The 24,097-nt window shown below is 33.5% G+C and carries 24 protein-coding genes; 22 read left to right on the top strand and 2 right to left on the bottom strand.

Annotation, left to right across the window (positions count from 1 at the left end):
• Positions 1–25: 25 nt before the first annotated feature.
• The 17 genes from IPK14_10185 to IPK14_10105 all read left to right on the top strand — a co-directional run bounded on the left by IPK14_10185 (position 26) and on the right by IPK14_10105 (position 17,997).
• Positions 26–931 (top strand): ATP-binding cassette domain-containing protein, encoded by a 906-nt coding sequence (locus IPK14_10185; GenBank protein ID MBK7993769.1) that lies wholly within the window; start codon positions 26–28, stop codon positions 929–931.
• On the top strand, positions 924–2,192 hold the full coding sequence (locus tag IPK14_10180) for an ABC transporter permease (protein MBK7993768.1): 1,269 nt from the start codon (positions 924–926) through the stop codon (positions 2,190–2,192). The genes IPK14_10185 and IPK14_10180 overlap by 8 nt, the downstream gene beginning before the upstream one ends.
• 32 nt (positions 2,193–2,224) lie before the next feature.
• Positions 2,225–3,889: an ATP-binding protein gene (locus tag IPK14_10175; protein MBK7993767.1), complete on the top strand. Its 1,665-nt coding sequence runs from the start codon at positions 2,225–2,227 to the stop codon at positions 3,887–3,889.
• Positions 3,890–3,897: 8 nt separating this feature from the next.
• Complete coding sequence (locus IPK14_10170) at positions 3,898–4,542, top strand: RluA family pseudouridine synthase (GenBank protein ID MBK7993766.1); 645 nt, start codon at positions 3,898–3,900, stop codon at positions 4,540–4,542.
• A gap of 123 nt (positions 4,543–4,665) precedes the next feature.
• Positions 4,666–6,165 carry an aldehyde dehydrogenase family protein gene (locus tag IPK14_10165; protein MBK7993765.1) on the top strand — a complete coding sequence of 500 codons (1,500 nt, stop codon included), beginning with the start codon at positions 4,666–4,668 and terminating at the stop codon, positions 6,163–6,165.
• Between the two features lie 84 nt (positions 6,166–6,249).
• A complete protein-coding gene (locus tag IPK14_10160) occupies positions 6,250–6,885 on the top strand; it encodes a hypothetical protein (protein MBK7993764.1) in 636 nt (211 codons plus the stop codon).
• Positions 6,886–7,191: 306 nt separating this feature from the next.
• A complete protein-coding gene (locus IPK14_10155) occupies positions 7,192–8,664 on the top strand; it encodes a PAS domain-containing protein (GenBank protein ID MBK7993763.1) in 1,473 nt (490 codons plus the stop codon).
• 27 nt (positions 8,665–8,691) lie between these two features.
• Positions 8,692–9,318 (top strand): PAS domain-containing protein, encoded by a 627-nt coding sequence (locus tag IPK14_10150; GenBank protein ID MBK7993762.1) that lies wholly within the window; start codon positions 8,692–8,694, stop codon positions 9,316–9,318.
• Entirely contained in the window at positions 9,288–11,414 is a 2,127-nt protein-coding gene (locus tag IPK14_10145; GenBank protein ID MBK7993761.1) for a response regulator, read from the top strand. Before IPK14_10150 ends, IPK14_10145 begins: the two co-directional genes overlap by 31 nt.
• 345 nt (positions 11,415–11,759) lie before the next feature.
• Positions 11,760–12,170: a PD40 domain-containing protein gene (locus tag IPK14_10140; GenBank protein MBK7993760.1), complete on the top strand. Its 411-nt coding sequence runs from the start codon at positions 11,760–11,762 to the stop codon at positions 12,168–12,170.
• Positions 12,171–12,293: 123 nt separating this feature from the next.
• Positions 12,294–12,434, top strand: a complete 141-nt coding sequence (locus IPK14_10135; protein ID MBK7993759.1) for a hypothetical protein — start codon at positions 12,294–12,296, stop codon at positions 12,432–12,434.
• A complete protein-coding gene (locus IPK14_10130) occupies positions 12,421–13,791 on the top strand; it encodes a S9 family peptidase (protein MBK7993758.1) in 1,371 nt (456 codons plus the stop codon). The genes IPK14_10135 and IPK14_10130 overlap by 14 nt, the downstream gene beginning before the upstream one ends.
• A gap of 177 nt (positions 13,792–13,968) precedes the next feature.
• Entirely contained in the window at positions 13,969–14,967 is a 999-nt protein-coding gene (locus IPK14_10125; GenBank protein MBK7993757.1) for a hypothetical protein, read from the top strand.
• A gap of 122 nt (positions 14,968–15,089) precedes the next feature.
• Positions 15,090–16,190 carry an ABC transporter permease gene (locus IPK14_10120; GenBank protein ID MBK7993756.1) on the top strand — a complete coding sequence of 367 codons (1,101 nt, stop codon included), beginning with the start codon at positions 15,090–15,092 and terminating at the stop codon, positions 16,188–16,190.
• Positions 16,191–16,195: 5 nt separating this feature from the next.
• A complete protein-coding gene (locus IPK14_10115) occupies positions 16,196–16,873 on the top strand; it encodes an ABC transporter ATP-binding protein (protein MBK7993755.1) in 678 nt (225 codons plus the stop codon).
• Positions 16,874–16,881: 8 nt separating this feature from the next.
• Positions 16,882–17,253 (top strand): hypothetical protein, encoded by a 372-nt coding sequence (locus IPK14_10110; protein MBK7993754.1) that lies wholly within the window; start codon positions 16,882–16,884, stop codon positions 17,251–17,253.
• 42 nt (positions 17,254–17,295) lie between these two features.
• Positions 17,296–17,997, top strand: a complete 702-nt coding sequence (locus IPK14_10105) for an outer membrane lipoprotein carrier protein LolA (GenBank protein ID MBK7993753.1) — start codon at positions 17,296–17,298, stop codon at positions 17,995–17,997.
• Between the two features lie 45 nt (positions 17,998–18,042).
• Here the strand turns inward: IPK14_10105 and IPK14_10100 are convergent, their stop codons facing one another.
• On the bottom strand, positions 18,043–18,609 hold the full coding sequence (locus tag IPK14_10100; GenBank protein ID MBK7993752.1) for a hypothetical protein: 567 nt from the start codon (positions 18,607–18,609) through the stop codon (positions 18,043–18,045).
• A gap of 100 nt (positions 18,610–18,709) precedes the next feature.
• Between IPK14_10100 and IPK14_10095 the strand changes: the two genes are divergently transcribed.
• Positions 18,710–19,024 carry a hypothetical protein gene (locus IPK14_10095; protein ID MBK7993751.1) on the top strand — a complete coding sequence of 105 codons (315 nt, stop codon included), beginning with the start codon at positions 18,710–18,712 and terminating at the stop codon, positions 19,022–19,024.
• Positions 19,025–19,060: 36 nt separating this feature from the next.
• Positions 19,061–20,413 (top strand): 16S rRNA (cytosine(967)-C(5))-methyltransferase RsmB, encoded by a 1,353-nt coding sequence (gene rsmB / locus IPK14_10090; GenBank protein MBK7993750.1) that lies wholly within the window; start codon positions 19,061–19,063, stop codon positions 20,411–20,413.
• Between the two features lie 168 nt (positions 20,414–20,581).
• On the opposite strand, the gene IPK14_10085 is transcribed toward rsmB, so the two are convergent.
• Complete coding sequence (locus tag IPK14_10085) at positions 20,582–21,505, bottom strand: hypothetical protein (protein ID MBK7993749.1); 924 nt, start codon at positions 21,503–21,505, stop codon at positions 20,582–20,584.
• 238 nt (positions 21,506–21,743) lie between these two features.
• On the opposite strand from IPK14_10085, the gene IPK14_10080 reads away from it, so the two are divergent.
• The 3 genes from IPK14_10080 to IPK14_10070 are packed head-to-tail and all read left to right on the top strand — an operon-like array spanning position 21,744 to position 24,072.
• Positions 21,744–22,913 carry an acyl-CoA dehydrogenase gene (locus IPK14_10080; protein ID MBK7993748.1) on the top strand — a complete coding sequence of 390 codons (1,170 nt, stop codon included), beginning with the start codon at positions 21,744–21,746 and terminating at the stop codon, positions 22,911–22,913.
• A gap of 19 nt (positions 22,914–22,932) precedes the next feature.
• Positions 22,933–23,070 (top strand): hypothetical protein, encoded by a 138-nt coding sequence (locus IPK14_10075; protein MBK7993747.1) that lies wholly within the window; start codon positions 22,933–22,935, stop codon positions 23,068–23,070.
• Between the two features lie 27 nt (positions 23,071–23,097).
• Entirely contained in the window at positions 23,098–24,072 is a 975-nt protein-coding gene (locus IPK14_10070; protein ID MBK7993746.1) for a radical SAM protein, read from the top strand.
• The last annotated feature ends 25 nt before the right edge of the window (positions 24,073–24,097 follow it).

Raw genomic sequence — 24,097 nt, 5'->3', positions numbered from 1 at the left:
ATAAAATTGATTTGGAGCGTGAATATTGTCAGAAGCAATAGAAATAAATGCTGTAACTAAATCATACGGTGATTTTACGGCGGTTAATAATCTATCCTTAGAAGTGTCCAAAGGGTCTGTTTTTGGCCTTTTAGGGCCAAATGGAGCAGGCAAAACCACTACAATTAGAATGATTGTAAGTATTACTTTTCCAGATAATGGAGAAGTAAAAGTTTTTGGACAAAAAATGAATCCAAAAATGCAGGAGCGCATAGGTTATTTGCCAGAAGAACGCGGACTATATAAAAAAATGAAAGTACGCGAGCAACTGCTATTTTTAGCAGGATTAAAAAATGTTCCAAGTAACGAATTAGATAAAAGAATTACTGATTGGGCAGAACGCTTGCAAATTGCTGCATGGCTAGATAAAAAAACTGAAGAACTTTCTAAAGGAATGCAGCAAAAAATCCAATTTATTGCTACCGTTTTACATAAACCTGAACTAATTATTTTAGATGAACCTTTTTCTGGGTTAGATCCTGTTAATGCTAGTTTATTAATTGAAGTTATACATGAATTAAAAAATAGTGGAACTACTGTTATACTTTCTACTCACGTAATGGAACAAGTAGAAAAATTATGTGATGATATTTGTTTAATTAATAAATCTCAAAAAGTTTTAGCTGGAAACTTAAAAAGCATTAAACGTGGTTTTGCTAGTAATAAAATTGCTCTTAGCTATGAAGGTGAAAATCAGGTCTTAACAGGTAATGAGCTAATAAAAAAGATTGCTCAATATGCTAGTCATGTTGAGATTGAGCTAGTTGAAGGGGCAGAACCACAAAAACTACTTCAACAAATGGTTAATAGTGGTGTTTATATTAATCGTTTTGAACTTATGGAACCTTCTCTTAATGAAATTTTTATTAGAAAAGTAGGGAAAAATGAATAAAATCTTTTTGGTCATCAAGAGAGAGTTTTTAGAACGAGTTGTTTCTAAATGGTTTATCATTGGCACATTGCTTGGGCCAATACTTATGGCTGTGCTTATACTTGCACCATTACTTGTTGCAAAACTAGATACTAGTGACCGAAAAGTTACAGTTGTTAGCTTAGATAATGATACTGAACTTTTAACTTCAATTGAAAAACGCTTAAGTAATAAAAAAGACCCTATAGGCAAAAGCAAATATGTAGTAAAAACCCTAGGAGTTGCTAATGAAAAAGAACTTCCTGAAATACAAGAAAAGCTTACTAAAGAAATAAAAGATGGTGATATAAATGGTTATTTACTACTAAAAAAAACAGATAAAGACTACTCAGCAGATTTTTTTGCTGAAAACGTTTCTGATTTTGGGACTATCCGACAATTAGAAGATGCTACAAGCGGATCCATTATAGAAAGACGATTAAGTCAAGCAGGAATGGATCCTAATCAAATAAATGAGCTAAGTAAACCTATTGATATTAAAACCAAAAAGCTGGTTGAAAGTGGAACAAAAGATGATAGCGGCCAGACAATGGTATTAGGTTTAATTATGATGGTAATTTTATATACCACTATGCTTATTTATGGAATGACAGTATTGCGAGGAATTGTTGAGGAAAAGCAAAGTCGTATAGTTGAAGTGATTATTTCTTCTATTTCTCCACTAGAATTAATGTTTGGAAAAATTATAGGTATAGGTTTGGTAGGACTATTGCAGTTTACTGTATGGAGTATTTTTGCTACTGTACTTCCAATGGCTTTAGCTACTATGTCAATAGCAACAGGTGCAAGCCTTCCTGATGTACCAAAAACTTTACTGATCTATTTTGTCTTATATTTTGTCTTAGGCTATTTTCTTTATGCAACACTATTTGCTTTGGCGGGGTCAATAGTTTCTAATGACCAGGACGCTCAAAGCGTGCAAATGCCTATTACGATGTTGTTAATAATTGCCACAGTTTTTTCTTCATTAATAATTAGAGATCCTAACGGTACAGCATCAATAGTATTATCACTAGTTCCATTTTTTGGCCCAGTATTAATGTTTTTAAGAATTGCAGTGCAGACTCCCCCAGTTTGGCAAATTATTCTATCTTTAGGGCTTATGTTAATAACTATAGTTGGATGTTCTTGGCTAGCAGCAAAAATTTATCGTGTAGGAATTTTAATGTATGGCAAACGTCCAACCGTGCCAGAATTACTTAAATGGTTGCGTTATACCTAAGAATATTCTTAATTAATGACTTATAAATTATTATGACAGACTTTTTAGTTGGTACAGTAAAAGGCCCAGGGGAAAAACCACAGGAATATCTTTTTATAACTATAGATAATGACCAAACACGAATAGGGGAATTTGTTTATTACCAAGTAGAAGGACAATCTATCATTGGTAATATTACAAATCGTGAACTAGTTCGTAACCTTCCAGATGATTTTTTAGCTGACCCAAACACCCCACCACAACAAGTAGCTGAATTAATTGGGCTAGAAACAAGTGCAGAACTCTATCAAGTAACGGTTTCAACAATTGGCTACTATGATGAAAACATAGGAGATTTTGTTAATCCTCGTATTCCACCACGTCCCGGACAGCCTGTTTATGTTGCTTCCAATGAAACGCTGACAAAAATACTTAGTCCTTATAAAGTAGGGGATTTAGGGGCTGCTCATTTAGGTAGTTTATTGACTCGTCCAGCAGGTGAAGTGCCTGTAGTGCTTTCAGTAAAAGATGTTGTAGCTACACATTTAGCAGTTTTAGCTAGCACTGGAGCAGGTAAAAGCTATACAGCAAGTGTTTTAATTGAAGAATTATTAAAACCTAACAACCGAGCAGCAATTTTAATTGTTGACCCGCATGGCGAATATAGCACTTTAAGAGAGATTGAAGCTTTACCAGAATTTCAACAATTAGGCTATAAACCTCAAGTAAAAATTTTTCTACCTGATAAAGTAAGAGTACGCTTTAATACGCTTAAACTAGCAGATGTACGCTATTTATTGCCAGAATTAACAGATAAGCAAAACTACTATCTAAACCGAGGGTTTTATGAGGTAGAAAGAAAATTTGGCAAAAATCAAATTTATGGCTATCAGGATCTTTATGATGCAATTTTAGCTATGAAATTTGATGATGATGAAGGAAATTCGCGCGGGGGTAGTTCAAATGCTGGAACTATTGAAGCCATTTTATGGAAGCTAGATTTTCGTTTTGGACAGAGCAAAATCTTTTCAAATATTGAGCATAATACCTTAAAAGACCTTTTTTCTCCTGGTCAATGCACAGTATTACAACTTAATGAAATAGATCAGCAAGAACAACAAGTAATTGTAGGCACACTGCTACGTAGAATAAATGATGCTCGTGTAGCTTGGGTAAATCAGAAAAATGTTAGCCCAAATGTTGATGACCAATTAAATTTTCCTGTTTTTGTATTACTTGAAGAGGCTCATAGATTTGCCCCTGCTAATACTACTGTAGTATCTACTAATGTTCTAAAACAAATTCTTTCTGAAGGTCGCAAATTTGGTGTTGGAATAGGTTTAATTACTCAACGACCTGGAAAGCTTGACCAAGATGTCTTAAGTCAATGTCAAACACAATTTATTATGCGAATTGTTAACCCAATTGACCAAAATACTATTGCTTCAACAGTGGAAAATGTTGGACGAAAAATGCTAGAAGAATTGCCAGCATTGACTAAAGGACAAGTAATTGTAACTGGTGTAGGGGTAAATACTCCGGTAATGTGTCGAGTTAGAAAACGCTTAACCACTCATGGAGGTCAAACCTTTGATGCTCCTAGCGAATGGTTAAACTGGCATAGTGGTAGTAAACAACAAGAAGTTCAACAAGAACGCTCATCGCTTCTTAAGTCTAGCGGAAAGCCTAGGGAGCAAATAGGCGGAATAGATATATAGAAAATACAATGGTAGAAATCCTATTTCAAGATGAAAATTTTATTGCTGTTAATAAGCCTATAGATGTCAATTCTATTGCTGGGCGAAATGAAAAAAATGAAGTTGTGTTACTAAAAATGGTTGAAGAAATAGCAGGGCAAAAACTTTATGTTGTCCATAGACTTGATAAACAAGTCAGCGGTGTAATGGTTTTTGCTAAAACTGCCACTAGTCATAAATACTTAAATGATTTATTTTTTAAAGGTGAAGTTACAAAGCAATATCTGGCTTTGGTTTATGGAGTTCTAAAGTCTGATGAAGAAATTATAGATAAACCCATTAGGGAATATGGTTCGGGACGAATGGCAGTAGATTTTCGTCAAGGAAAGAAAAGTTTAACTATTTGTCAGGTAAAAAAACGTTATAAACAATATACTTTAGTAAATATTTATCCAAAAACAGGCCGTCGTCATCAAATTCGGGTACATCTTTATAGTTTAGGACACCCAATTGTAGGGGATTTACAATATGGAGATAAAACAGAAGCTACAAAATATCCTCGTTTAATGCTTCATTCAGAAAAAATAACATTTCTTGACCCTAACAATCAGGAAATAACAATCTCTGCTCCAACACCAGAGTTATTTAATAGAATTATTGATAAAATTAAGTAGCTCTTCAAATTGCAAAGGCAAAATCTTTGCGGAAATGGCTTTATTTCTTAACAGATACAAGTAATTATTCTTAAAACATCCCGTAAAACTAAATATTTCATTTAAGGAAAGGAAAATACTTTTATGAGTAGTGCTGCTGTCAAAATGGAGCAAGCGGTTAGCAATTTTATTGCTAAACCAGTAAAAATGCTAATAGGTAAAGATTGGGTAGAAGCAATTAATGGGGCAACTTTCCCTGTTTATAATCCTGCAACAGGTCAAATAATGGCACATGTAGCAGAGGGACGCAAAGAAGATATAGATTTAGCTGTTAAGGCTGCTCGCAAGGCTTTTGAAGAAGGCCCTTGGTCTAGGATAACTCCTTCCGAACGTGGAAAATTGATTTGGCGATTGGCGGATCTTTTGGAAAAACACATTGAAGAATTTGCTCAGCTAGAATCATTAGATAATGGTAAACCGCTTACTATTGCACGAGGTGCAGATGTACCATTAGCCATAGACCTATTTCGTTATATGGCAGGTTGGGCAACTAAAGTTGAAGGTACTACAATACCTATTTCTGTTCCTTATACACCTGGCACTAAGTATTTAGCCTATACTACACGTGAACCTGTGGGCGTAGTTGGTCAAATTATTCCTTGGAACTTCCCATTGTTAATGGCTGCTTGGAAGTTAGGCCCAGCACTTGCAACAGGCTGTACTGTAGTATTAAAACCAGCAGAACAAACCCCACTAACAGCATTAAGGCTAGCAGAACTAGTTCAAGAAGCAGGTTTTCCAGAAGGTGTAGTAAATGTTGTTGCTGGATATGGTGAAACTGCTGGAGCAGCACTTGCAGCACATCCAGATGTTGACAAGGTTGCTTTTACTGGTTCAACAGAAGTTGGAAAATTAATTTTACAAGCTGCGGCAGGTAACTTAAAGAAAGTTACCTTAGAATTAGGTGGAAAATCTCCTAATATTGTTTTTAAGGATGCAGACCTGGATTTAGCAATAGCTGGTGCTGCTAATGCAATTTTCTTTAATCATGGACAATGTTGTTGTGCAGGCTCACGGCTTTATATTGAAGAAAGTGTATTTGATAAAGTTGTAAGTGGTGTAGCAGATATAGCAAATAACATTAAGGTTGGCCCAGGTTTTGACCCTGATACACAAATGGGTCCGCTGGTTTCTGATGAGCAATTAAGCCGTGTTTGTTCTTATATGCAATCAGGCTTAAGTTCTGGAGCAACAGCCCTTGCAGGTGGACAAAAATTAGGTGAACAAGGTTACTTTGTTAAACCAACTGTTTTAACAAATGTAGACCAAAATATGAAAGTGGTACAAGAAGAAATCTTTGGCCCAGTAGTTACTGCAATGCCATTTAAGCAATCAGATGATATTGCTCCTGCTGCTAATGATACGGTTTATGGCCTGGCGGCAGGAATTTGGACTAGTGATATTAGCAAAGCTCATAGTCTGGCTTCTAAACTTCGTGCTGGTACTGTTTGGATTAATTGCTATAACATTTTTGATGCTGCAATGCCATTTGGAGGCTATAAACAATCGGGTTGGGGCCGTGAAATGGGTAAAGAAGCTCTAGAACTTTGTACAGAAACAAAATCTGTTTGTGTCAAAATGTAGTAGATAAATTAAAACTTTAACTATTTGAAAACTAGGGAGTTAAATATATTTTGGCTCCCTAGTTTTATTACTATTTTATTATTTATGAAACTAATTTTAGTTGGTGGACATAGCCGTAATATTGGCAAAACTTCTGTTGTAGCAGGAATTGTTAAAGCTTTAGTAGAACTTAATTGGACGGCAATAAAAATCACTCAAACAGGCCATAAAATTTGTGCAAGTAATGGTAAAGATTGCGGTTGTGAAGTTCCTGAACATGAATTTTTACTTACAGAAGAAACAGAAAAAAGTATGCGAGCCGATACACCAAGATTTCTGCTTGCAGGTGCAAAACGCGCTCTATGGTTACGTACTAGACAAGGTGAATTAGTTAATGCTCTTAGTAAATTAAAAACAGAAATTGCAACTAATGATTATGTAATTATTGAAAGTAACAGCTTACGTAAATTTATTGTGCCAGATTTATATTTACAGGTTTTAGATCCTACAAAGGAAGATTTTAAGATCTCTGCACAGGAGTTTTTAGACCTAGCAGATGCTTATATTGTAGTAGATAGATTTAACCAAGAAATAGATATAGAAAAAGTAGCAATCAATTGGCAAAATATTTCATTAAAAAACTTAATGGATTTAAAAAAACCTTGGTTTTTAGTACAGTCTGAGAAAGATTTTATTAGTCAAGATGTAATAGAATTTATTAAAAAACATCTTAATAAATAAAGAATTTATTAAGATAGTTCTTCCACAAAATATGGTCCAAACTCGGTATAAATGCAAGTAAAATTTTGTGAAAGAACTTCCCAACAAAAATATACACTAATTAAGATAATATGCCTAATCTTTTAATTAAATTTTATATAAATATCATATAAATTACGTGTAATGTACTAGGTGACAATAAATTACTATTTCCTGTTTTTCTAATTTATACTATTAATTACAGAATATTTTATTATTTTAGCTATTATAGCTAAACATTAATATCGGTAATACTAAAATTAGAAATACTTTATTAATAATACTTGCATGGAAAAAATTAAACATTTATTAAAACCAAAACAACCTGCTTTTTTATCTAGCAATTCCTTTTTAGATAATCACCAGGATGAAATACCTAATCAAAAATTAAAGGGAGCATTAGCAGAAACAGTTTATAACGGGTTAAATGTGATTTCTATAGGTATTGCTACGTTGTATTTTATTATTGCTATATTTAATATTTTTATCTTACCTCAAAGTGTTTCTTTAATCTTAACCATTGCTGCTACTGCTGTTGGGATGGCTTGTTTGCTAGTAAATATAGCTGTACGTAAAGCTTTTATTTCTTCTAATGAAGCTAATTCTGTGGGAGCCTTACTAGCTTTTTTGGCAGCGTCTTATAGTTTTACGTCTTTTTATTTATATTCTTCTAGTAAAGAAACTATAGGATTATCTTTGATTATTCTTACTATAGGATGTTTTATTTTATCATTAAGATGGTTTTTAACAGTTGTAGTTTTGATTTTAAGTGGTTGGTTAATTTTAATGTTAGTTACACTACAAAATGATTGGTTATATTATGCTCCTGTGATAGGTTCAGCTAGTATTCTTTCTTTTTTGGTTTTTCAGACTAGAATGCATGCATTAGAAAAGTTTGAGGTGTTAAGCCTAAAATGTTATTCAAGAGAAATAGAACTAGGGCATGCGTTAGAAGAAAAAGAAACAAGTAACTTAAAACTCTTAGACACTCTAAAAAAGCTTAAAAGCTCTCAAGAAGATTTGCAAATACTCTTAAATTCAATTAATGGAATAGTTTGGGAAGTAGATGTTGATACATTAGAATTTATTTTTATTAGTAAAAAGGCTGAAGAAATTTTAGGTTATCAAACTACTGAATGGTTAGAAGAAAAGGATTTTAGAGAAAAATATATTTACTCAAATGATGAGAAGAAGGTAAAAGATTTTTGGAAACAAGCAACAAATGTTGGGCAAGATCAAGAAATTGAATATCGAATGATTGCTAAAAATGGCAATATTGTTTGGCTTAGAAACATAATGACAGTGCTAAAAGAAAATGGTCAGGTAGCAAAAATTAGTGGTGTAATGTTTGATATTACTGATCATAAGAAAGTAGAGCTTGCTTTAATTCGTAGTGAAAGACGTTATAGAGATCTTTTTGAAAAGGCTACAGATATAATTTATAGCCATGATTTGGAAGGTAATTTTACTTCTATTAACTCTCAAGCAGAAACTTTACTTGGTTATAGCCGTGAAGAAATGTTAGAAATGAATATTAGTCAAGTGCTAGAAGCCAGCATATTAGGAAGAATAAAAGAAAGAATAGTACGTAGATTAAAAGGAGAAAATGTTCCAGCGCATGAATTGGAATTAATAGCAAAGAGTGGTAATAAAGTAATTTTTGAAGTTAATTCTTGGTTAGAATGGGAAAATAAAAAGCCTATATCTGTATATGGCATAGCTCGTGATATAACAGAAAGAAAACGTATTGAAGAAGGATGAAAAGACAGTGAAAGACGTTATAGAGAATTGTTTAATACTGCACCAATAGGTATTTATAGAACTACTCCAGAGGGCAACGTTATTGATGCAAATCCAGTAGTAGTGCAAATGTTAGGGTGTAGCTCTTTAGAAGAATTAGTTGAGCGTAATTTAGAAATAGAAGGTATAGATGCAAATTATTCTAGAAACCAGTTTAAGAAAGAATTAGAAAAAAATGGACAAATTATAGGATTAGAATCAGAATGGACAACACGTATTGGAGAGAAAAAATTTATTCGAGAAAATGCAAAAATGATTAAATCATCAAGTGGGGAAGTTCTTTACTATGATGGTACTATTGAAGATATAACAGATCGTAAAAATATAGAAAATAGCCTGCGTAATCGTGAAAAACAATATAGAGTATTATTTGAAAATAATCCTTGTCCTTCTTGGGTTTATGATTCAGAAAGTTTATCTTTTTTAGCTGTAAATAAAGCAGCTATAGAGCATTATGGTTATACAAAAGAGGAATTTGATAAATTAACGGTTAAAGATATTAGACCTGTAGAAGAAATAGCTAGATTTATTAGTTATGTTGAAGAAGAAAAGAAGTCAGAAAGTAATGTTTGGTATTGGAAGCATTGCAAAAAAGATGGAACTATTTTGATGTAGAAGTTAGGTCAGATGAAGTAATTTTTGAAGGAAAAAAAGCAAGATTGGTTTTAGCAAAAGATATTACAGAACTTAAACAAACAGAAGAATTGTTAAAAATAGCTCGTGATAATGCCTTAGAATCTGCTCAGCTAAAAGCTCAATTTCTTGCTAATATGAGTCATGAGATTCGTACCCCACTAAATGGAATTATTGGTATGGCTTATCTTTTAATGGATACAGAATTAACGGAAAGCCAGTATGAATATCTAAAAGCAATTAATAGCTGTGGGGATACTTTAATAACTATAGTCAATAATATATTGGACTTATCTAAAATAGAAGCTGGTAAATTAGAGCTAGAAGAAAGCAGTTTTAATTTAGAAGTTTTACTTGAAGAAGTTATAAAGATATTTACCAGTAAAGTTATTAGTAAAGGTATTAGTATTAGTTACCAGATAGCTCCAGATGTTATTACTGATTTAGTAGGCGATACAAACCGACTAAGACAAATTTTAATGAATTTAGTTGGAAATGCAGTTAAATTTACTGAGCAAGGAGGAGTAATAATAAAAGTAAGTATTGATGAAATAAAAACGCAGGAAGTAACACTACGTTTTGAAGTTATTGATACCGGAATAGGAATTACAAAAGAGATTTGTGATAATTTATTCCATCCATTTGTTCAAGCTGATAGCTCAACAACTCGTGAATATGGCGGTACAGGTTTAGGATTAGCTATTTGTAAACAATTAGTTGAAATTATGGGAGGTGAAATTGGTGTTAACAGCCAATTAAAAGAAGGTAGCACTTTTTGGTTTACAATTAAATTGACTAAACAACAATTTATTAGCCAAAGTGAAGCAGATAAAGCCTTTAAGGTATTTCTACAAGACTTACGCTTACTTATAATTAGTAGTAATAGATTACATTGGGAAATGATAGAAAAACATGCGTTAGATTGGAAATTAAGAATAGAATATATTCCTAATGGTGCTAATGCGTTGCAATTAATACGCCAGGCTGTTAAACAATCAGATCCTTATGAAGTAGCAATAATTGATACAAAACTTCCAGATCTTTCAGGGCTAGATCTAGCAAGAGTAATTAAATCAGATCCTTCTATTGCAAACTTAAAGTTGGTAATGCTTTCATCTGCTTTATCAAGTAGTCTAAAAAAAGATGTTGGAAACATAGATATTGAAGCTTATCTTTACAAACCTATTACTCAAATGCAGTTTTATGATTGTTTACGCTTTGTACTGCGTTCTTCACTTAAAAAGAAATTTACAGAATATTCACAAATTGAAGAAGCAACTTACACTTTAGGTAGTGACTTTCAAGCTAAAATTTTGCTTGTAGAAGACAACTTGGTTAATCAGTCTGTAGCAGTTTCAATACTTAATAAACTTGGTTGTAGTGTTGATGTAGCAAGTAATGGATTAAAAGCCCTAGGTAAATTACTAGTACATAGTTATGATTTGATTTTTATGGATTGCCAAATGCCTATTATGGACGGCTTTGAGACTACTACTATTATTAGAAATGAAGAAAGAAATGGTAAATATGCTAAGCGTACTCCAGTAATAGCTTTGACCGCAGGAGTTATGCCAGAAGATAGAATGCGTTGTTTAGCCGTAGGAATGGACGAAGTTGTTACTAAGCCTTTTAATCCACAACAAATAGCTGATGTTTTAAGTAAATGGTTGTTAAGTGATTTTAAGATCCCTCCTATTGAAGAAGAAAAAAAACAACCAGAAAATATAGATAATAATGAGCTAGTTACTTTAGACTTAAATATGTTTGTTCAATTAGCGGCTGTTTCTCAAGAAGATACAGCGTTTTTTAGTAGAATTATTAAATTATTCCTTAAAACTACTAATGAAAGTCTAGTAGTTATTAACACTCTACTTCAAAATAATGATATTACTAACTTAAAAAAAGAGGCTCATAAGTTAAAAAGTGCTTGTGGTAATGTTGGGGCAGTAAAAATGGCTAGTTTGTGTAATATATTAGAAAAAGCGGAAGATATTGCTAACAGCCAAAAGTTTGTTACAGAGCTTAATACAGAATATGGTTGTCTTAAAAAAGAATTTAAGTATAGATTTGGCATTTAATACACTGTAAACAAAGTAAACTTATATTTTTGAATCTTAAGCCCTGAAAGGGCGAAATAATTGTAGCCTAAGGCGCAAGCCCTAGGAAATATATCTTACGCTCCTTCAGAGCTAAGATTTGTGTTATTTATTCATTATAAATAACTTATTTCTTAAGTTCGCGCATATGGGGCTTGCGCCCTACGCTACATATCTTTCGCCCCTCTGGGGCTTAAGAGTTAAGAATATAAAATTGCTATATTACTTAAGTTATGCTGTATTTAATTACAAATAATTACAAATCATAAGATTTTATCTAATTAATATCTATTGCAATACTATATTTATTATACGTAAGGAGAGCATATGAAAAGATTGTTTTCTGTACTAGCTTTAATGCTAGCTTTAGCCTTAGTTGCAAGTGCGCAAGCTCCAACAGGCTTAAAAGTAAATGATTTATTTAAGTTTAAGCGGGTAGGAGATCCTCAAGTTTCTCCAGATGGTAAGACAGTTGCTTATGTAGTAACAACTTATGATCGAGATACTAATAAGCGAACTAGCCAAATTCATTTAACTACGGTTGCTGATGGAAGCGTGGAAGTGTTGGCAGAAAGTGCAGGTAAAGAAGGTCGTCCACGTTGGTCAGCAGATGGTAAACAGCTAGCCTTTATTTCATCACGTGATGGAGCAAGTCAAATTTGGACTTATAATGTTGAAACTAAAACTAATCAAAAATTGACCACTATTTCTACAGAAGCAGCAGATTTAGTTTGGTAGCCAGATTCTAAACATCTACTTTTTACTTCAGAAATTTATCCAGAATGTAAAACAGATGAATGTAATAAGAAAAAATTAGAGGAAGCAGAAAATAGCAAAGTAAAAGCTAAAATTGCTGATCGGTTGCTTTACCGTCATTGGAATAGCTGGAAGGAAGGCAAACGTAGCCATTTATTTATTGTTTCTTCTAGTGGTGGTGCAGCAGAGGATTTAACACCAGGTGACTTTGACACCCCACCATTTTCTTTAGGTGGGCCCGGATAATTATGCTTTTTCTCCTGATGGCAAAGAAGTTTGTTTTTCTCGTAATACCGATAAAGTAGAAGCTATTAGTACAAACAATGAGCTATTTATTGTTTCTATAAAAGGTGGAGAGGCAAAGAAAATTTCTACGTCTTTAGGTTCAGATGTTAGCCCAAGTTATTCTCCTGATGGACGCTTTATTGCTTATCGTTCACAAGAAAGAGCAGGTTTTGAAGCTGATCGTTCAAGACTTATGCTCTATGACCGTGCTAGTGGCAAGACTCGTAGCATTAGCGAAAGCTTAGACCGTTCAATAGAAGAAATGGTTTGGGCACCAGACAGCAAAAAAATCTACTTTACAGCTATAGACAATGGCTATATTCCAATCTATACAATTGATGTAACTACTTTAGAAATCAAGAAAATAGTTGATAAAACTTGTAATGGCGAACTTTCTATTAGCTCAGAAGGAAATAGACTAGTTTTTTCTCGTAGTTCTATGACACAGCCTAGTGAAGTTTTTCTACTTAGAACAGAAAATTTAGCAGAAAAACAACTTACTGACCATAATAAGGAACTACTTTCTAAACGCCAACTAGTTGAAGGTGAAGATATTTATAGCACTAGCCCTGCGGATGGTGCAAAAGTACATTCTATTTTACTTAAGCCGATTGGGTTTCAACCTGGAAAAAAATATCCTATGGTAGTTTTAATTCATGGTGGCCCACAAGGTGCTTGGGAACATAATTTTGGCTATCGCTGGAATGCAAATATTTATACCTCGGCTGGCTATGTAGTTCTAATGCCTAATCCACGTGGAAGTATTGGTTATGGACAAAAGTTTACAGATGAAATTAGTGGGGATTGGGGCGGTAAATGTTATCAAGATATAATGAGCGCGGTAGATCAGACAATTTCTTTAGGTTTTGTTGATCAAAACCGGATTGGTGCTGCTGGAGGGTCTTTTGGTGGTTATATGGTTAATTGGATACTTGGGCATACTAACCGTTTCAAAGCTTTAGTTTCTCATGTTGGGGTTTATAATTTAGTTAGTATGTATGGAGCAACCGAAGAACTTTGGTTTACAGACTGGGAATTTAAGGGAACACCTTGGACTAATCGAGATCTTTATGAAAAATATTCTCCAAGTAATTTTGTAAAAAACTTTAAGACTCCTACTTTAGTTATTCATGGTGAATTGGATTATCGTGTACCTGTTGGAGAAGGAATACAGCTTTTTACCGCTCTACAAAGAATGGATGTCCCATCTCGCTTACTTTATTTCCCTGATGAGGGCCACTGGATCTTAAAGCCACAAAATAGCGAGCTTTGGTATGGCACTGTACTTAACTGGTTTGAAACTCACTTAAACAAATAGTAGTTAACCAGATAATAATTAAATCTATAATTAATTGCCTGTAATTTTAATTAGTTGCAGGCAATTTTACTTTATAGATATAACTTGAAAACTAGTTTGACAAGCTAAGAAGGCTTTTGTTAATCTTGCATATTTGTATCCGCTGGATAAATTTTTACTGCTACTATAGGTTAAAATATGCGTTATTGGCCTGCCTGGCCTCAGATAAAGCCCAACAAAAATCTTATATTTTTTCTTTTGCTGGCCCTATTTGCTAGTGGTTGTATTAGTGCAAAAACAACCAAAAGTGCTGCTACTTTGCTTAAAACTTATGACCGCTTGCCAGCAGCAACATTAATTGAAAAAATAAATACTTTAACAGAAGTAAACTCAGTTACTGGAAATGCTTCTCTTAAGCTAACTGACTTAAAACTTTCTACAGAAGGAAAAATCGAGCCATATCGTCCGGCTGATGCTCTAGTTGTACTTCAACGGCCTGAACAAATCCGTTTGCTTGTTCGTGTACCTATTACAAAGCAAAATATTGCTGATATGACCTCTGATGGTGAAAAGTTTCGTATTGCTGTTTATTTTCCTGATGAGTATCGACGCTTTTTAGTAGGTAGCAATGACCGTAATTATAATGAGCAAGTAGACAATATATCACCTGATCCCAATGAAAAAAAACAGCAACAGCAACAACAAATAAGCTCAATTGCTCGTATTCGACCACAACATATTACAGAAGCAATTTTAGTTAAGCCAATAGAAGCTAATGATAGCTTTCAATATTTTGTTTCTGATTTAACTCGCCAAGAAGTTGATAATGTTGTTGGACAAACTCCAAAAACAGTCTTAAGAACCTATCAAGTTTTATACTTACTTGAAAAAATAAATGAAACAGAGTTAAAGCTTGTAAAACAATTTTGGTTTGATCGGACTCAAAGCAACTTACCTTTAGCACATATGCAGATTTTTAATGGTCAAGGTGCATTGGTTTCTGAGGTTAGTTATAAGAAATATAAAGCAATTGGTAAAACTAGCTTTCCTCAAGCTGTAGAAATAATTAGGGCTAGAGATAACTATATATTAGAGCTAAATTTTGATGATACTAAAGAAAATAATCCTATAGATAAAAAAGCATTCTTTTTGGAAAATACGCAAAAACTACCAGAAAAAGACTTAGACGCTTCTTAAATCTATTAAAATTTGCAAAAATTTATTTTTTACCTTGCAAGGTTTTTGATTTACTAACGTTCAAAAGTTGACAAAAACAATGGATCTTAAAGATAGCAAAATATCTTTTCCTAGAGGGTTTAATGAGTAAAAGTTTAGTTACTGCTAATTTACGTCAACGACCTGTAAGAACATTAATTAGTGTTGTAGGTGTAGCACTGGGGATTGTACTAGTAATTTTAATGGTAGGTCTCTCCCATGGTGTTTTGCAAGAACAAGGGCGGCGTAATTCTAATGTTGGAGCAGAAATTCTTTTTACACGTCCTAATAATTATGGCCCTGGTACTAGCTCAGTATTATCTCTACCAGTACAATACAGCACTAAAATAGCAGAAGTTTCAGGAGTTTCGGCTGTTAGCCCAGTAGGGCAATACTTAAAACCCTCTAACCAAAGTTTTGGTATGGAAATGGTAGAAGGTATTGAGATGGAGAGTTATCAAAAAGTTACTTCTCTAAAAGTTACTGAAGGACAGCCCTTAGTTGCAGATGATGAAGTGTTAGTAGATCCGATTTATTGTCGAGATAGAAAAGTTAAACTAGGCGATAAAATAGACCTTTTTGGACGTAGTTTTCGCATTGCAGGAGTTTATCAACCAGAAATTGGTGCAAGAATAAAAATTAAACTTTCTGTTATGCAAGAGCTTTTAGGTTCAAAAGAGCGTTGCAGCCTGGTTTATGTTAAATGTCTAGCTACAGATACTGAAGAAAAAGTAGCTGAAAATATCTTAGCCGCTTTGCCAGGTAATAAAATACTTTTTACTCGTGAAATACAAGGGCTTTATGAAAAGGGTTTACCCGCTATTAACATCTTTGTTAAAGCTGTAGTAGTAGTAGCATTAGTTATTAGTGTACTAGTAATTATGCTGGCTATGTATACAACAATTACAGAAAGAACTAGAGAAATAGGTATCTTAAAAAGCTTAGGAGCTTCAAAATTCTTTATTATTGCTGAGATTGAAAAGGAAGCTTTATTAATTAGTGTACTAGGTGTTTTACTAGGTTACGCAGTTGCGTTAACTGGCAGATGGTTAATAATAAAAAACACTTCATTAATCATAGATTTAGAGCCAGAGTGGTTACTCTATGCTGCAATAGTTGGGCTAAGTAGTGGTGTAATAGGCGCGCTTTATCCAGCCCTACGAGTTGCTAATCAAGACCCTGTTAAAGCTCTAAGTTACGAATAAAAAAGATGAAAACAATACTTCAAACTATAGATTTAAAAATGACTTATGTAATTGGCAAAGTCCCAGTAAATGCCTTAAGAGGTGTTAACTTAAATGTAAATGAAGGGGAATTTGTTGCCATAATGGGGCCTTCAGGTTGTGGTAAATCAACAATGCTACATATTTTGGGTGGGATGTTAAAGCCTACTTCAGGTAGCGTTATAATTGATGGCGAAGATCTAGCAAAAATGAGCGATGGCGACCGAACAGAAGTAAGACGGCGTAAAATTGGTTTTGTTTTCCAAAAATTTAACCTTTTCCCTACTTTAAGTGCTGAAGGTAATATTAGTTTAGCTGAAAAAATTAGAATGAACGGGAATCATAAAAATGATTTTGCCCGTCGTACAGAAATCTTACGGTTGCTAAATTTAGAAAGTCGGCTCCATCATAAACCGCTTGAACTCTCAGGCGGAGAACAACAAAGAGTTGCTATTGCTCGTGCTTTAGTTGGACATCCTGCAATTGTGCTAGCTGATGAACCAACAGGAAATTTAGATAGTGAAAATTCCCAAATTGTGTTGAAAATGCTGCAAGAGCTAAATAGCAAATTTGGTCAAACTATTATAATGATTACACATAGCCCAGAAGCCTCGGCTGTTGCTCAACGTGTTGTAAATATGCGGGATGGGCAAATAGTGAATTAGTTAAAGTTATGAAAATATTCAGTGTTATTAAAAGTATTATCCTATGGTCTTATGAGCGAGGTAGTTGGCAGTATGACATACTTTGTGTTGTTATTCTTGCCTTTATCTTTTTTACTCCAAATAGATTTTTAGATGAACGGCATTCTAATGATCCAATAAAAAACACCGTGCAAACCCAACGCACTTATATTTCAACTAATGAAATAACACAGGTTGCTAGTCAACATACTAGATTAAGTGATCTACTATCAGATGTACTAGCAAAACGCTACCAACGCAAGATGACAATTAAACGTGTGGAGATTGATAGCGTTGAAAACAATACAAAAAACCAAGACAAAGACAATCAAATCAATGGTTATCGTGTTTGGTTTGAGTAGGCTATATTAATTATAAATAATTAGTTTGTGGAGATAGTATAAATGAGAAAAATAGTTTTATCCTTTTTAATATGTTTATTATTAACTTTTTCTATGATAGGAATTTCTCCTAGTGCATCAGCAAATGTAAAAGGTGCCGAAGCCGTTTTAGCACAAATGGAGGTAGTTGGAAAAAGTCTAAACTCTTTAGTAGCAAATATTTGGCAACAAAAGAAAAATACTCAAATAGGAATAGATGATCCAGTAGAAACAGGTCAACTTTACTATCTACCTGGCAAAAATGGGGCAGTAAAATTAAGAATAGATATTAGCAATCCTACAAAAAAGACAGTCGTTATTACAGGAGATCAGCTAAAGTTTTACCAACCTTCTATTGAGCAAATGTTAGTTACTTCATTGAAAAGTACAAAAAGCTCCCAATCCTTTGGTTCTCTAGCAATAACTTTTGGCTCAGTTTCTGCAATTAGAGCAAATTATGATGTAAAGTTTGTTAAAGATGAAAAAATCCAAGGCGAAGACGCTTCACTACTTCATCTTACACCAAAGGCGGGGGGCCCTTATAAAAGCATAGATATTTGGATTTCTCAAAGCTCCTGGCTACCTATTCAAGAGAACCTAGTAGAAGGTAATGATGATATTACTACTATAAAGTTAAGCAACTTAAAGAAGAATACTAGTTTTGATGTAAAAGGGTTAATAGATAATTTTGCTCCTCCAAAGTCAACTAAAATTGTTAAAGGCTAAATTTTTTAATAGATTGAGGTTGTTTTTAAGAAACAATCTCAATCTTTAGTTTAGAGTTAAAAGTAAATTATCTTGAGTTATTTTCTTATTCTTAAAACTAAGTTTTAAGCCTTGACCTACAATTTTTTCCTTACCCATTTTAAAGTAAAGTAACCCTTGGCGTGTTTCATCTAAGCTAAAACTTTCTTTTAATGACAGGCTATGAGTAAAAAATTTTTCTTTTAATTTTTCATGGCTATAAGGGTTATAAGCCTTGATTTTATAGTAATCTAGCAACTTATTTATAACATCTTTGTCCTTAATACAACTAAATGAACGACCTTTAGAGTCCAAGATAGCAAAATCTTTTTCTGAAAAATTTACAGGTATTTGATTTTGATTTGTTAGTTTAACTTCTAGCGGGATAATTCCTGCTAGAAAAAGATTAGCATCAAAGATTTCTACTGTCTTATCTTCTGACAAAATTGCTGCTTCTAGTATTAAATTACTGTTAGCAGTTTTATTATTTATCTCAGGAAGATTAACCGTTGACCTAGGTTTTACTTGAAAAACAGGGCCACAGGCTAAACCAAGTAAAAGCATTAATAATAAGGGAATAAATTTTTTTATCATGTTCTTTCAAAATCAAGAAAATCAAGAAAACTTTTTTTGTTAAATAATATCTTAATACTATAATTGACCAAAAAGTTTTAATAAACATGGAGCAACTTTTATGAAAATCAAGCTGTTAGCAATTATAACAATGGTTATTTTAGCTGTTACTTTACTTAATGATAATAAAACTTTTGCATACCCCCCATTTCTAAAAGAAACAAAAGCCCTAGGTTTTGATGCTAAAGATTGTACTTATTGCCATCAAAAAAATGTTGGTGGTAAGGGTTGGAATAAACGAGGTCTTTGGTTAAAAGACCAAAAGAAAGAAAGAAAAGCTCCTGTTGTTGATGTTAAATGGTTAAAATTTTATTCTGATGATTCTAGCAAAGAAGAAGTAAAAAATAATAAGGCTTCTGATAGTCCTAGTAATTAATTTGTACGTATTAATTTTAATATTTATTAACTGCTGATGAAAAACCTTAATCATTGTGCCAAGCTTAGCTCTGCCCGCCAAGTTGCTTTTCAAATACTTTGGCGGGTAATGACTGAGCAAGCTTTTGCTACTAACCTTTTAGTCTCAAACTTAACCACAAAACTTTCTTCTTTAGATCGCTCATTAACACAAGAAATTGTTCTAGGCAGTTTAAGACAAGAACGCTACTTAGATTATTTTTTAGAAAAAATAGGTGGCTTAAAGTTAAATAAGCTAGATAAAGAGGTTTTAATAATCCTTCGTCTAGGTTTTTATCAAATCCACTTTTTAAGCCGTATTCCTGATTATGCTGTAGTAAATGATTGTGTAAATTTAACAAAAATTAGCGGCAAAGCTTCTGCTAGTCGGCTTGTAAATGCAGTATTAAGAAAACTTACTAGACTACAGATAAAAGAAAAAATTTCCTGCCAAGACCCTATAGAAGAAATTGCATTAAACCATTCCCATCCTACTTGGTTGATTAAAAATTGGGTAAATCATTATGGATTAAGCGTTGCTCAATCAATAGCCGAATCCAACAATAAGCCAAATCCAATATGTTTTAGAGTAAATAACTTAAAAATTACTACTAGTCAAATATTAGAGTTACTTAAGAGAAATAATGTAGTTATTCAGCCAAGCAGTTTATTAGAAGCAGCTTTTTGCTTGATGGAAGGTGATAGTCAAATTTTACTTAAGCTAGCTAGAGAAGGAAAAATTTATTTACAAGATGTAGCCTCTCAATTAATTGCTCATTTAGTTACAGCAGAAAAAGGAATGAGAATTTTTGATGCTTGTGCTGCTCCAGGTGGAAAAACTACTCTCATAGCTTCACTTATGGAAAATCAAGGCTTAATTATTGCAGGAGATTTACATTTAGCTAGAGTTAAATTAATCCAACAAACAGCTAAGAAACTTGGAGTAAGTATAATTAATTCTATCTGTTGTGATGTAACTAAGCATGTGCCAATCAATCAAAATATTTTATTTGACCGTGTGTTGGTAGATGCTCCTTGTAGTGGGACAGGTACTTTAAGACATAATCCAGAAATAAAATGGCGACTATTTCCAGAAAAACTAGAAGAATTAAGTAAGTTACAATTAGAAATTATAAGTAATTGTGCTAATTTAGTAAAAAGTAAAGGAAGGCTTATTTATTCAACTTGTTCTCTGGAATATGAAGAAAATGAACAGGTTATAGAAAAGTTTCTTAGCAAAAATAAAAACTTTCGACTAGTAAAAGCAGAAGTCCCAGAACTTTTAATTACTAAAGAAGGGTTTATACGTACTTTTCCATATAGAGATAATACAGAAGGTTTTTTTGCTGCCTTAATGGAAAAAACTAATTAATCTACCAGTTAAGACCTTGTTCAGCACTATTTTCTAAGGGTTCATCATCTTCTAAGGGTTGATCTCCTTCATCAGAGAAGATTTCCAGAATTAATTTAGCATTAGATTCTATTTGAATTGCTTGATGAAACTCTACAGGGGATTTTTCTAGCTCAAATTGTCCTTCTGTTATTTCTGCAAAACACTTAAAGCCGCTTTTCCTCTGAGTTCACCACAAATTACATCAGCTAGTAAACCTCGATTTAGATAAAGGTTTCCTGAAATTTGTGTGCTTTGAATGTGGATAATACCTGTAATTTCATTCTTTTCTAAGGTTTGTATAACATCAAACAAATTAATATAGTGCAAATCTCCTGCTAAATAGGGCAAAGCATTATTTACAGTTTGAGACATCCCAACAGGCTCTAATTCTATTGGGTCAAGTGTATCTATATGTTCTAATTCTTCTGTTCCATAAACATAAGCTGGTTCAGGATATGTAGCTTGATAAGTTTCTGAATAAGGAGTTTCTTGATAATACAAATTATATTGTTGATTTGGCTGGGGAGCTTGATATTGCTGATTTGGCGGAGGAACTTGATATTGCTGAGGTTGGCCTGGATAAGGATCTAGGTAGGAGTATTGATAATCATTTTGATATGGGTTTTGATTTTGGTAAGGATCCATATAAGGATCTATGTAAGGTTGATTATAGTTAGCTGACTGGTTTTGTACTGTAGTAGATTGATTAGGTTGATTTTGTTTTTGACTTAAGCTTTGGTACTGGCTTAAGGTTGCAAGCTTAGTATCTGTATGAAATTCTGCTGCTGGGTAAACTTGTTTAACTTTTAGAAGTGTTGATTCGGCAAAGTCTAGTTGGTTAGCTGCAATATAAATATCTGCAATAATAAATAGTTGTTCAGCAGAAGTATGAGGTGAGCCTTGTTGATAATAGATTTCTGCTAATTTCCAACGTACATCAGTATTACTAGGGAATTGTTTTAGTACATTTTCCAGTACAGTAACAGCACGTTGATGAGAGTTGTATCTCATAGCCAACTCTACTTCCAATAGTGCTTCTTCGACTACTGTTTTTTCCCTTGTACTACTCATCAACCCACCATAAAAAACAAACTTATCCAAATTTAAGTTTAAGGTAGAGTGCAAATTTTAAGCTAAAAACTATGAATAGATGTCCAGCATAAACCTGTTATTAAACGATTGCAAGAGAAGATTCTTAAGCTTAGCGTTGCGCTGGTTCAGTTTTTTCTTACAGTAGCTTTATGCTAGACTCTTGCAAATTATAATCTTTACTTATATTAGTATAAAAAGTCTTTCAGAAGGGATTTTTATGACTGAACAAACAAATTTAGGTGCAGCACTAACAGTTTTTAGCGAAGATGAACAACTTCTTAGAGATACTATTTCAGACTTTGCTGTTAATAAAGTACGTCCACTTGTGCGCCAAATGGATGAAGAAGCACATTTAGATAAAAGTATTATTCAGCAATGTTTTGATCTTAATTTAATGGGAATCCATATTCCAGAAAACTATGGTGGAGCTAGTGGATCTTTTTTTATGTCCATTATTGCTGTTGAAGAGCTTTCTCGTGTAGATGCTTCTTTAGGTGTTTGTGTTGATGTCCAAAATACCCTAGTTAATAATGCCTTTTTACGTTGGGGTAGCGATAAAATTAAAGAAAAATACTTACCTCAACTAGCTACTAAATCTGTTGGAGCTTATGCACTTTCTGAAGCTGGATCTGGCTCAGATGCTTTTGCTATGGGAACACGAGCCGAAGATAAGGGAGATCATTTTATTCTAAATGGTCGTAAACTTTGGATTACTAATGCTAATGAAGCAGATATTTTTATTGTTTTTGCTAATGCTAACCCATCTGCGGGCTATCGTGGAATTACAGCCTTTGTTGTAGAGCGAGGCTTTAAGGGTTTTACTGTAGGTAAAAAAGAAGATAAATTAGGTATTCGTGCTTCATCTACCTGTGAGTTACTTTTAGAAGATTGTGAAGTACCAAAAGAAAATGTTTTAGGTGAAGTAGGAAAAGGTTATAAAGTTTCAATTGAAACATTAAATGAAGGTCGAATTGGTATTGGTGCGCAAATGATCGGGCTGGCACGAGGAGCTTTAGAATATGCAACCTCTTATGCTAAGGAAAGAGTCCAATTTGGTAAACCTATTGCTGATTTTCAAGCTATTCAATTTCAATTAGCTGAAATGGCTACAGAACTAGAAGCAGCTAAACTTATGGTTTATAACGCTGCACGCTTAAAAGACGCTGGGCTTGGATTTATTAAAGAAGCTGCTATGGCTAAATATTACTCATCTGTTGTTGCAGAACGTGTTACTTCTATGGCAGTAGAGATTTATGGTGGATATGGCTATACTAAAGACTATCCAGCAGAAAAGTATTTTCGAGATGCTAAAATAGGTAAAATCTATGAAGGCACTTCTAATATGCAACTTCAAACGATTGCTAAAATTATTCTTGGTGATCGGTAATTTTAAGGACTAAATTTTTATGAACTACCCTACAGGATTGCTTAAGCGTTATGGAAAGGCTTTTTTAGGTCGCCCTTTTGCCCCCGTAGTGCTAAATGTTTTAATTACTTCCGTTTGTGATATGCGATGTGTCCATTGTTTTTCACTGATGAACTAGATGATAAACCTAGAAAAAATGCTACAAATGAAAACCCATGAACTTGAGCGAATTAGCGAAACTTTAGGCGGAAATCTACCAGTATTAGTTGTTGCAGGTGGTGAGCCTTTTACCCGTAAAGACTTACCAGATGTTGCAAAAGCTTTTTATAAAAATAATGAGCTAGAATCAATTTATTTAATGAGCAATGGACAAATCCAAAAACGTATCTTACCAGACGTAGAACGCATTTTGCGCGAATGCCCAAAACTTAATGTCACTGTTGCACTTGGTATTGATGGCGTAGAAGAAGACCATGACAAAATTCGTCAAAAGCCAGGTAGCTGGAAAATTGCTACTGATACAGCCCGCCAATTACAAAAATTAAAGCAATCTTTCCCAAATCTGGATATTCAAACCTGTACCTGCTTTATGAATAGCAACCAAGACAGAATTTTTGAATGGTATGATTTCTTAAAACACGACCTAAAACCAGATAAAATCAATGTTAACTATATCCGACCACCTTCGGCAAAACCAAAAGAACTAGAAATAGACCTAGATCGCTATCGTAAGCTTGCACATATGATTGATGATGATTCTCGAACGGCTGCAATAAAAAATAGTTATTCAGGGTCAGCAGGGATTTTTAAGGCTGCTATTGATATTTATATGCATGAATTAATTGCTCGCACAGAAGTAGAAAAGAAAGCTCAACTACGATGCTGGGCCGGTACTGCTGGAGCAGTTATTTATGATGAAGGTACAATTTCTAGCTGTGAAAATTTAGATTCTGTAGGAAACCTTAGAGATTATAATTGGGACTTCCAAGCTTTTTGGAATACAGCAGCTATGGCAGAACGTCGTAAAAAAGTAAAAGACGGCTGCTATTGCACACATGAAAGCAATTGTTATTATCCTTCTCTACCATTTAATGCTAGCCATTTAATTCAAATTAAAAAGCTAGAAAAACAAATGCGTAATTCCCAAAGAGAGATAAATCTTAAACCACAATTAGCTTAAATTTAAGCTATTTATTTTCTAAAAA

Source organism: Blastocatellia bacterium (assembly GCA_016713405.1).
Classification (GTDB): Bacteria; Acidobacteriota; Blastocatellia; order Chloracidobacteriales; family JADJPF01; genus JADJPF01.
This window is presented reverse-complemented; position numbering and strand designations above follow the sequence as displayed.

Coding starts and splice junctions, on each gene's coding strand:
- IPK14_10180 (MBK7993768.1), top strand. CDS start 924: ATGAATAAAATCTTTTTGGTCATCAAGAGAGAGTTTTTAGAACGAGTT.
- IPK14_10175 (MBK7993767.1), top strand. CDS start 2,225: ATGACAGACTTTTTAGTTGGTACAGTAAAAGGCCCAGGGGAAAAACCA.
- IPK14_10170 (MBK7993766.1), top strand. CDS start 3,898: ATGGTAGAAATCCTATTTCAAGATGAAAATTTTATTGCTGTTAATAAG.
- IPK14_10165 (MBK7993765.1), top strand. CDS start 4,666: ATGAGTAGTGCTGCTGTCAAAATGGAGCAAGCGGTTAGCAATTTTATT.
- IPK14_10160 (MBK7993764.1), top strand. CDS start 6,250: ATGAAACTAATTTTAGTTGGTGGACATAGCCGTAATATTGGCAAAACT.
- IPK14_10155 (MBK7993763.1), top strand. CDS start 7,192: ATGGAAAAAATTAAACATTTATTAAAACCAAAACAACCTGCTTTTTTA.
- IPK14_10140 (MBK7993760.1), top strand. CDS start 11,760: ATGAAAAGATTGTTTTCTGTACTAGCTTTAATGCTAGCTTTAGCCTTA.
- IPK14_10125 (MBK7993757.1), top strand. CDS start 13,969: ATGCGTTATTGGCCTGCCTGGCCTCAGATAAAGCCCAACAAAAATCTT.
- IPK14_10120 (MBK7993756.1), top strand. CDS start 15,090: ATGAGTAAAAGTTTAGTTACTGCTAATTTACGTCAACGACCTGTAAGA.
- IPK14_10115 (MBK7993755.1), top strand. CDS start 16,196: ATGAAAACAATACTTCAAACTATAGATTTAAAAATGACTTATGTAATT.
- IPK14_10110 (MBK7993754.1), top strand. CDS start 16,882: ATGAAAATATTCAGTGTTATTAAAAGTATTATCCTATGGTCTTATGAG.
- IPK14_10105 (MBK7993753.1), top strand. CDS start 17,296: ATGAGAAAAATAGTTTTATCCTTTTTAATATGTTTATTATTAACTTTT.
- IPK14_10100 (MBK7993752.1), bottom strand. CDS start 18,609: ATGATAAAAAAATTTATTCCCTTATTATTAATGCTTTTACTTGGTTTA.
- IPK14_10095 (MBK7993751.1), top strand. CDS start 18,710: ATGAAAATCAAGCTGTTAGCAATTATAACAATGGTTATTTTAGCTGTT.
- rsmB (MBK7993750.1), top strand. CDS start 19,061: ATGAAAAACCTTAATCATTGTGCCAAGCTTAGCTCTGCCCGCCAAGTT.
- IPK14_10085 (MBK7993749.1), bottom strand. CDS start 21,505: ATGAGTAGTACAAGGGAAAAAACAGTAGTCGAAGAAGCACTATTGGAA.
- IPK14_10080 (MBK7993748.1), top strand. CDS start 21,744: ATGACTGAACAAACAAATTTAGGTGCAGCACTAACAGTTTTTAGCGAA.
- IPK14_10075 (MBK7993747.1), top strand. CDS start 22,933: ATGAACTACCCTACAGGATTGCTTAAGCGTTATGGAAAGGCTTTTTTA.
- IPK14_10070 (MBK7993746.1), top strand. CDS start 23,098: ATGAAAACCCATGAACTTGAGCGAATTAGCGAAACTTTAGGCGGAAAT.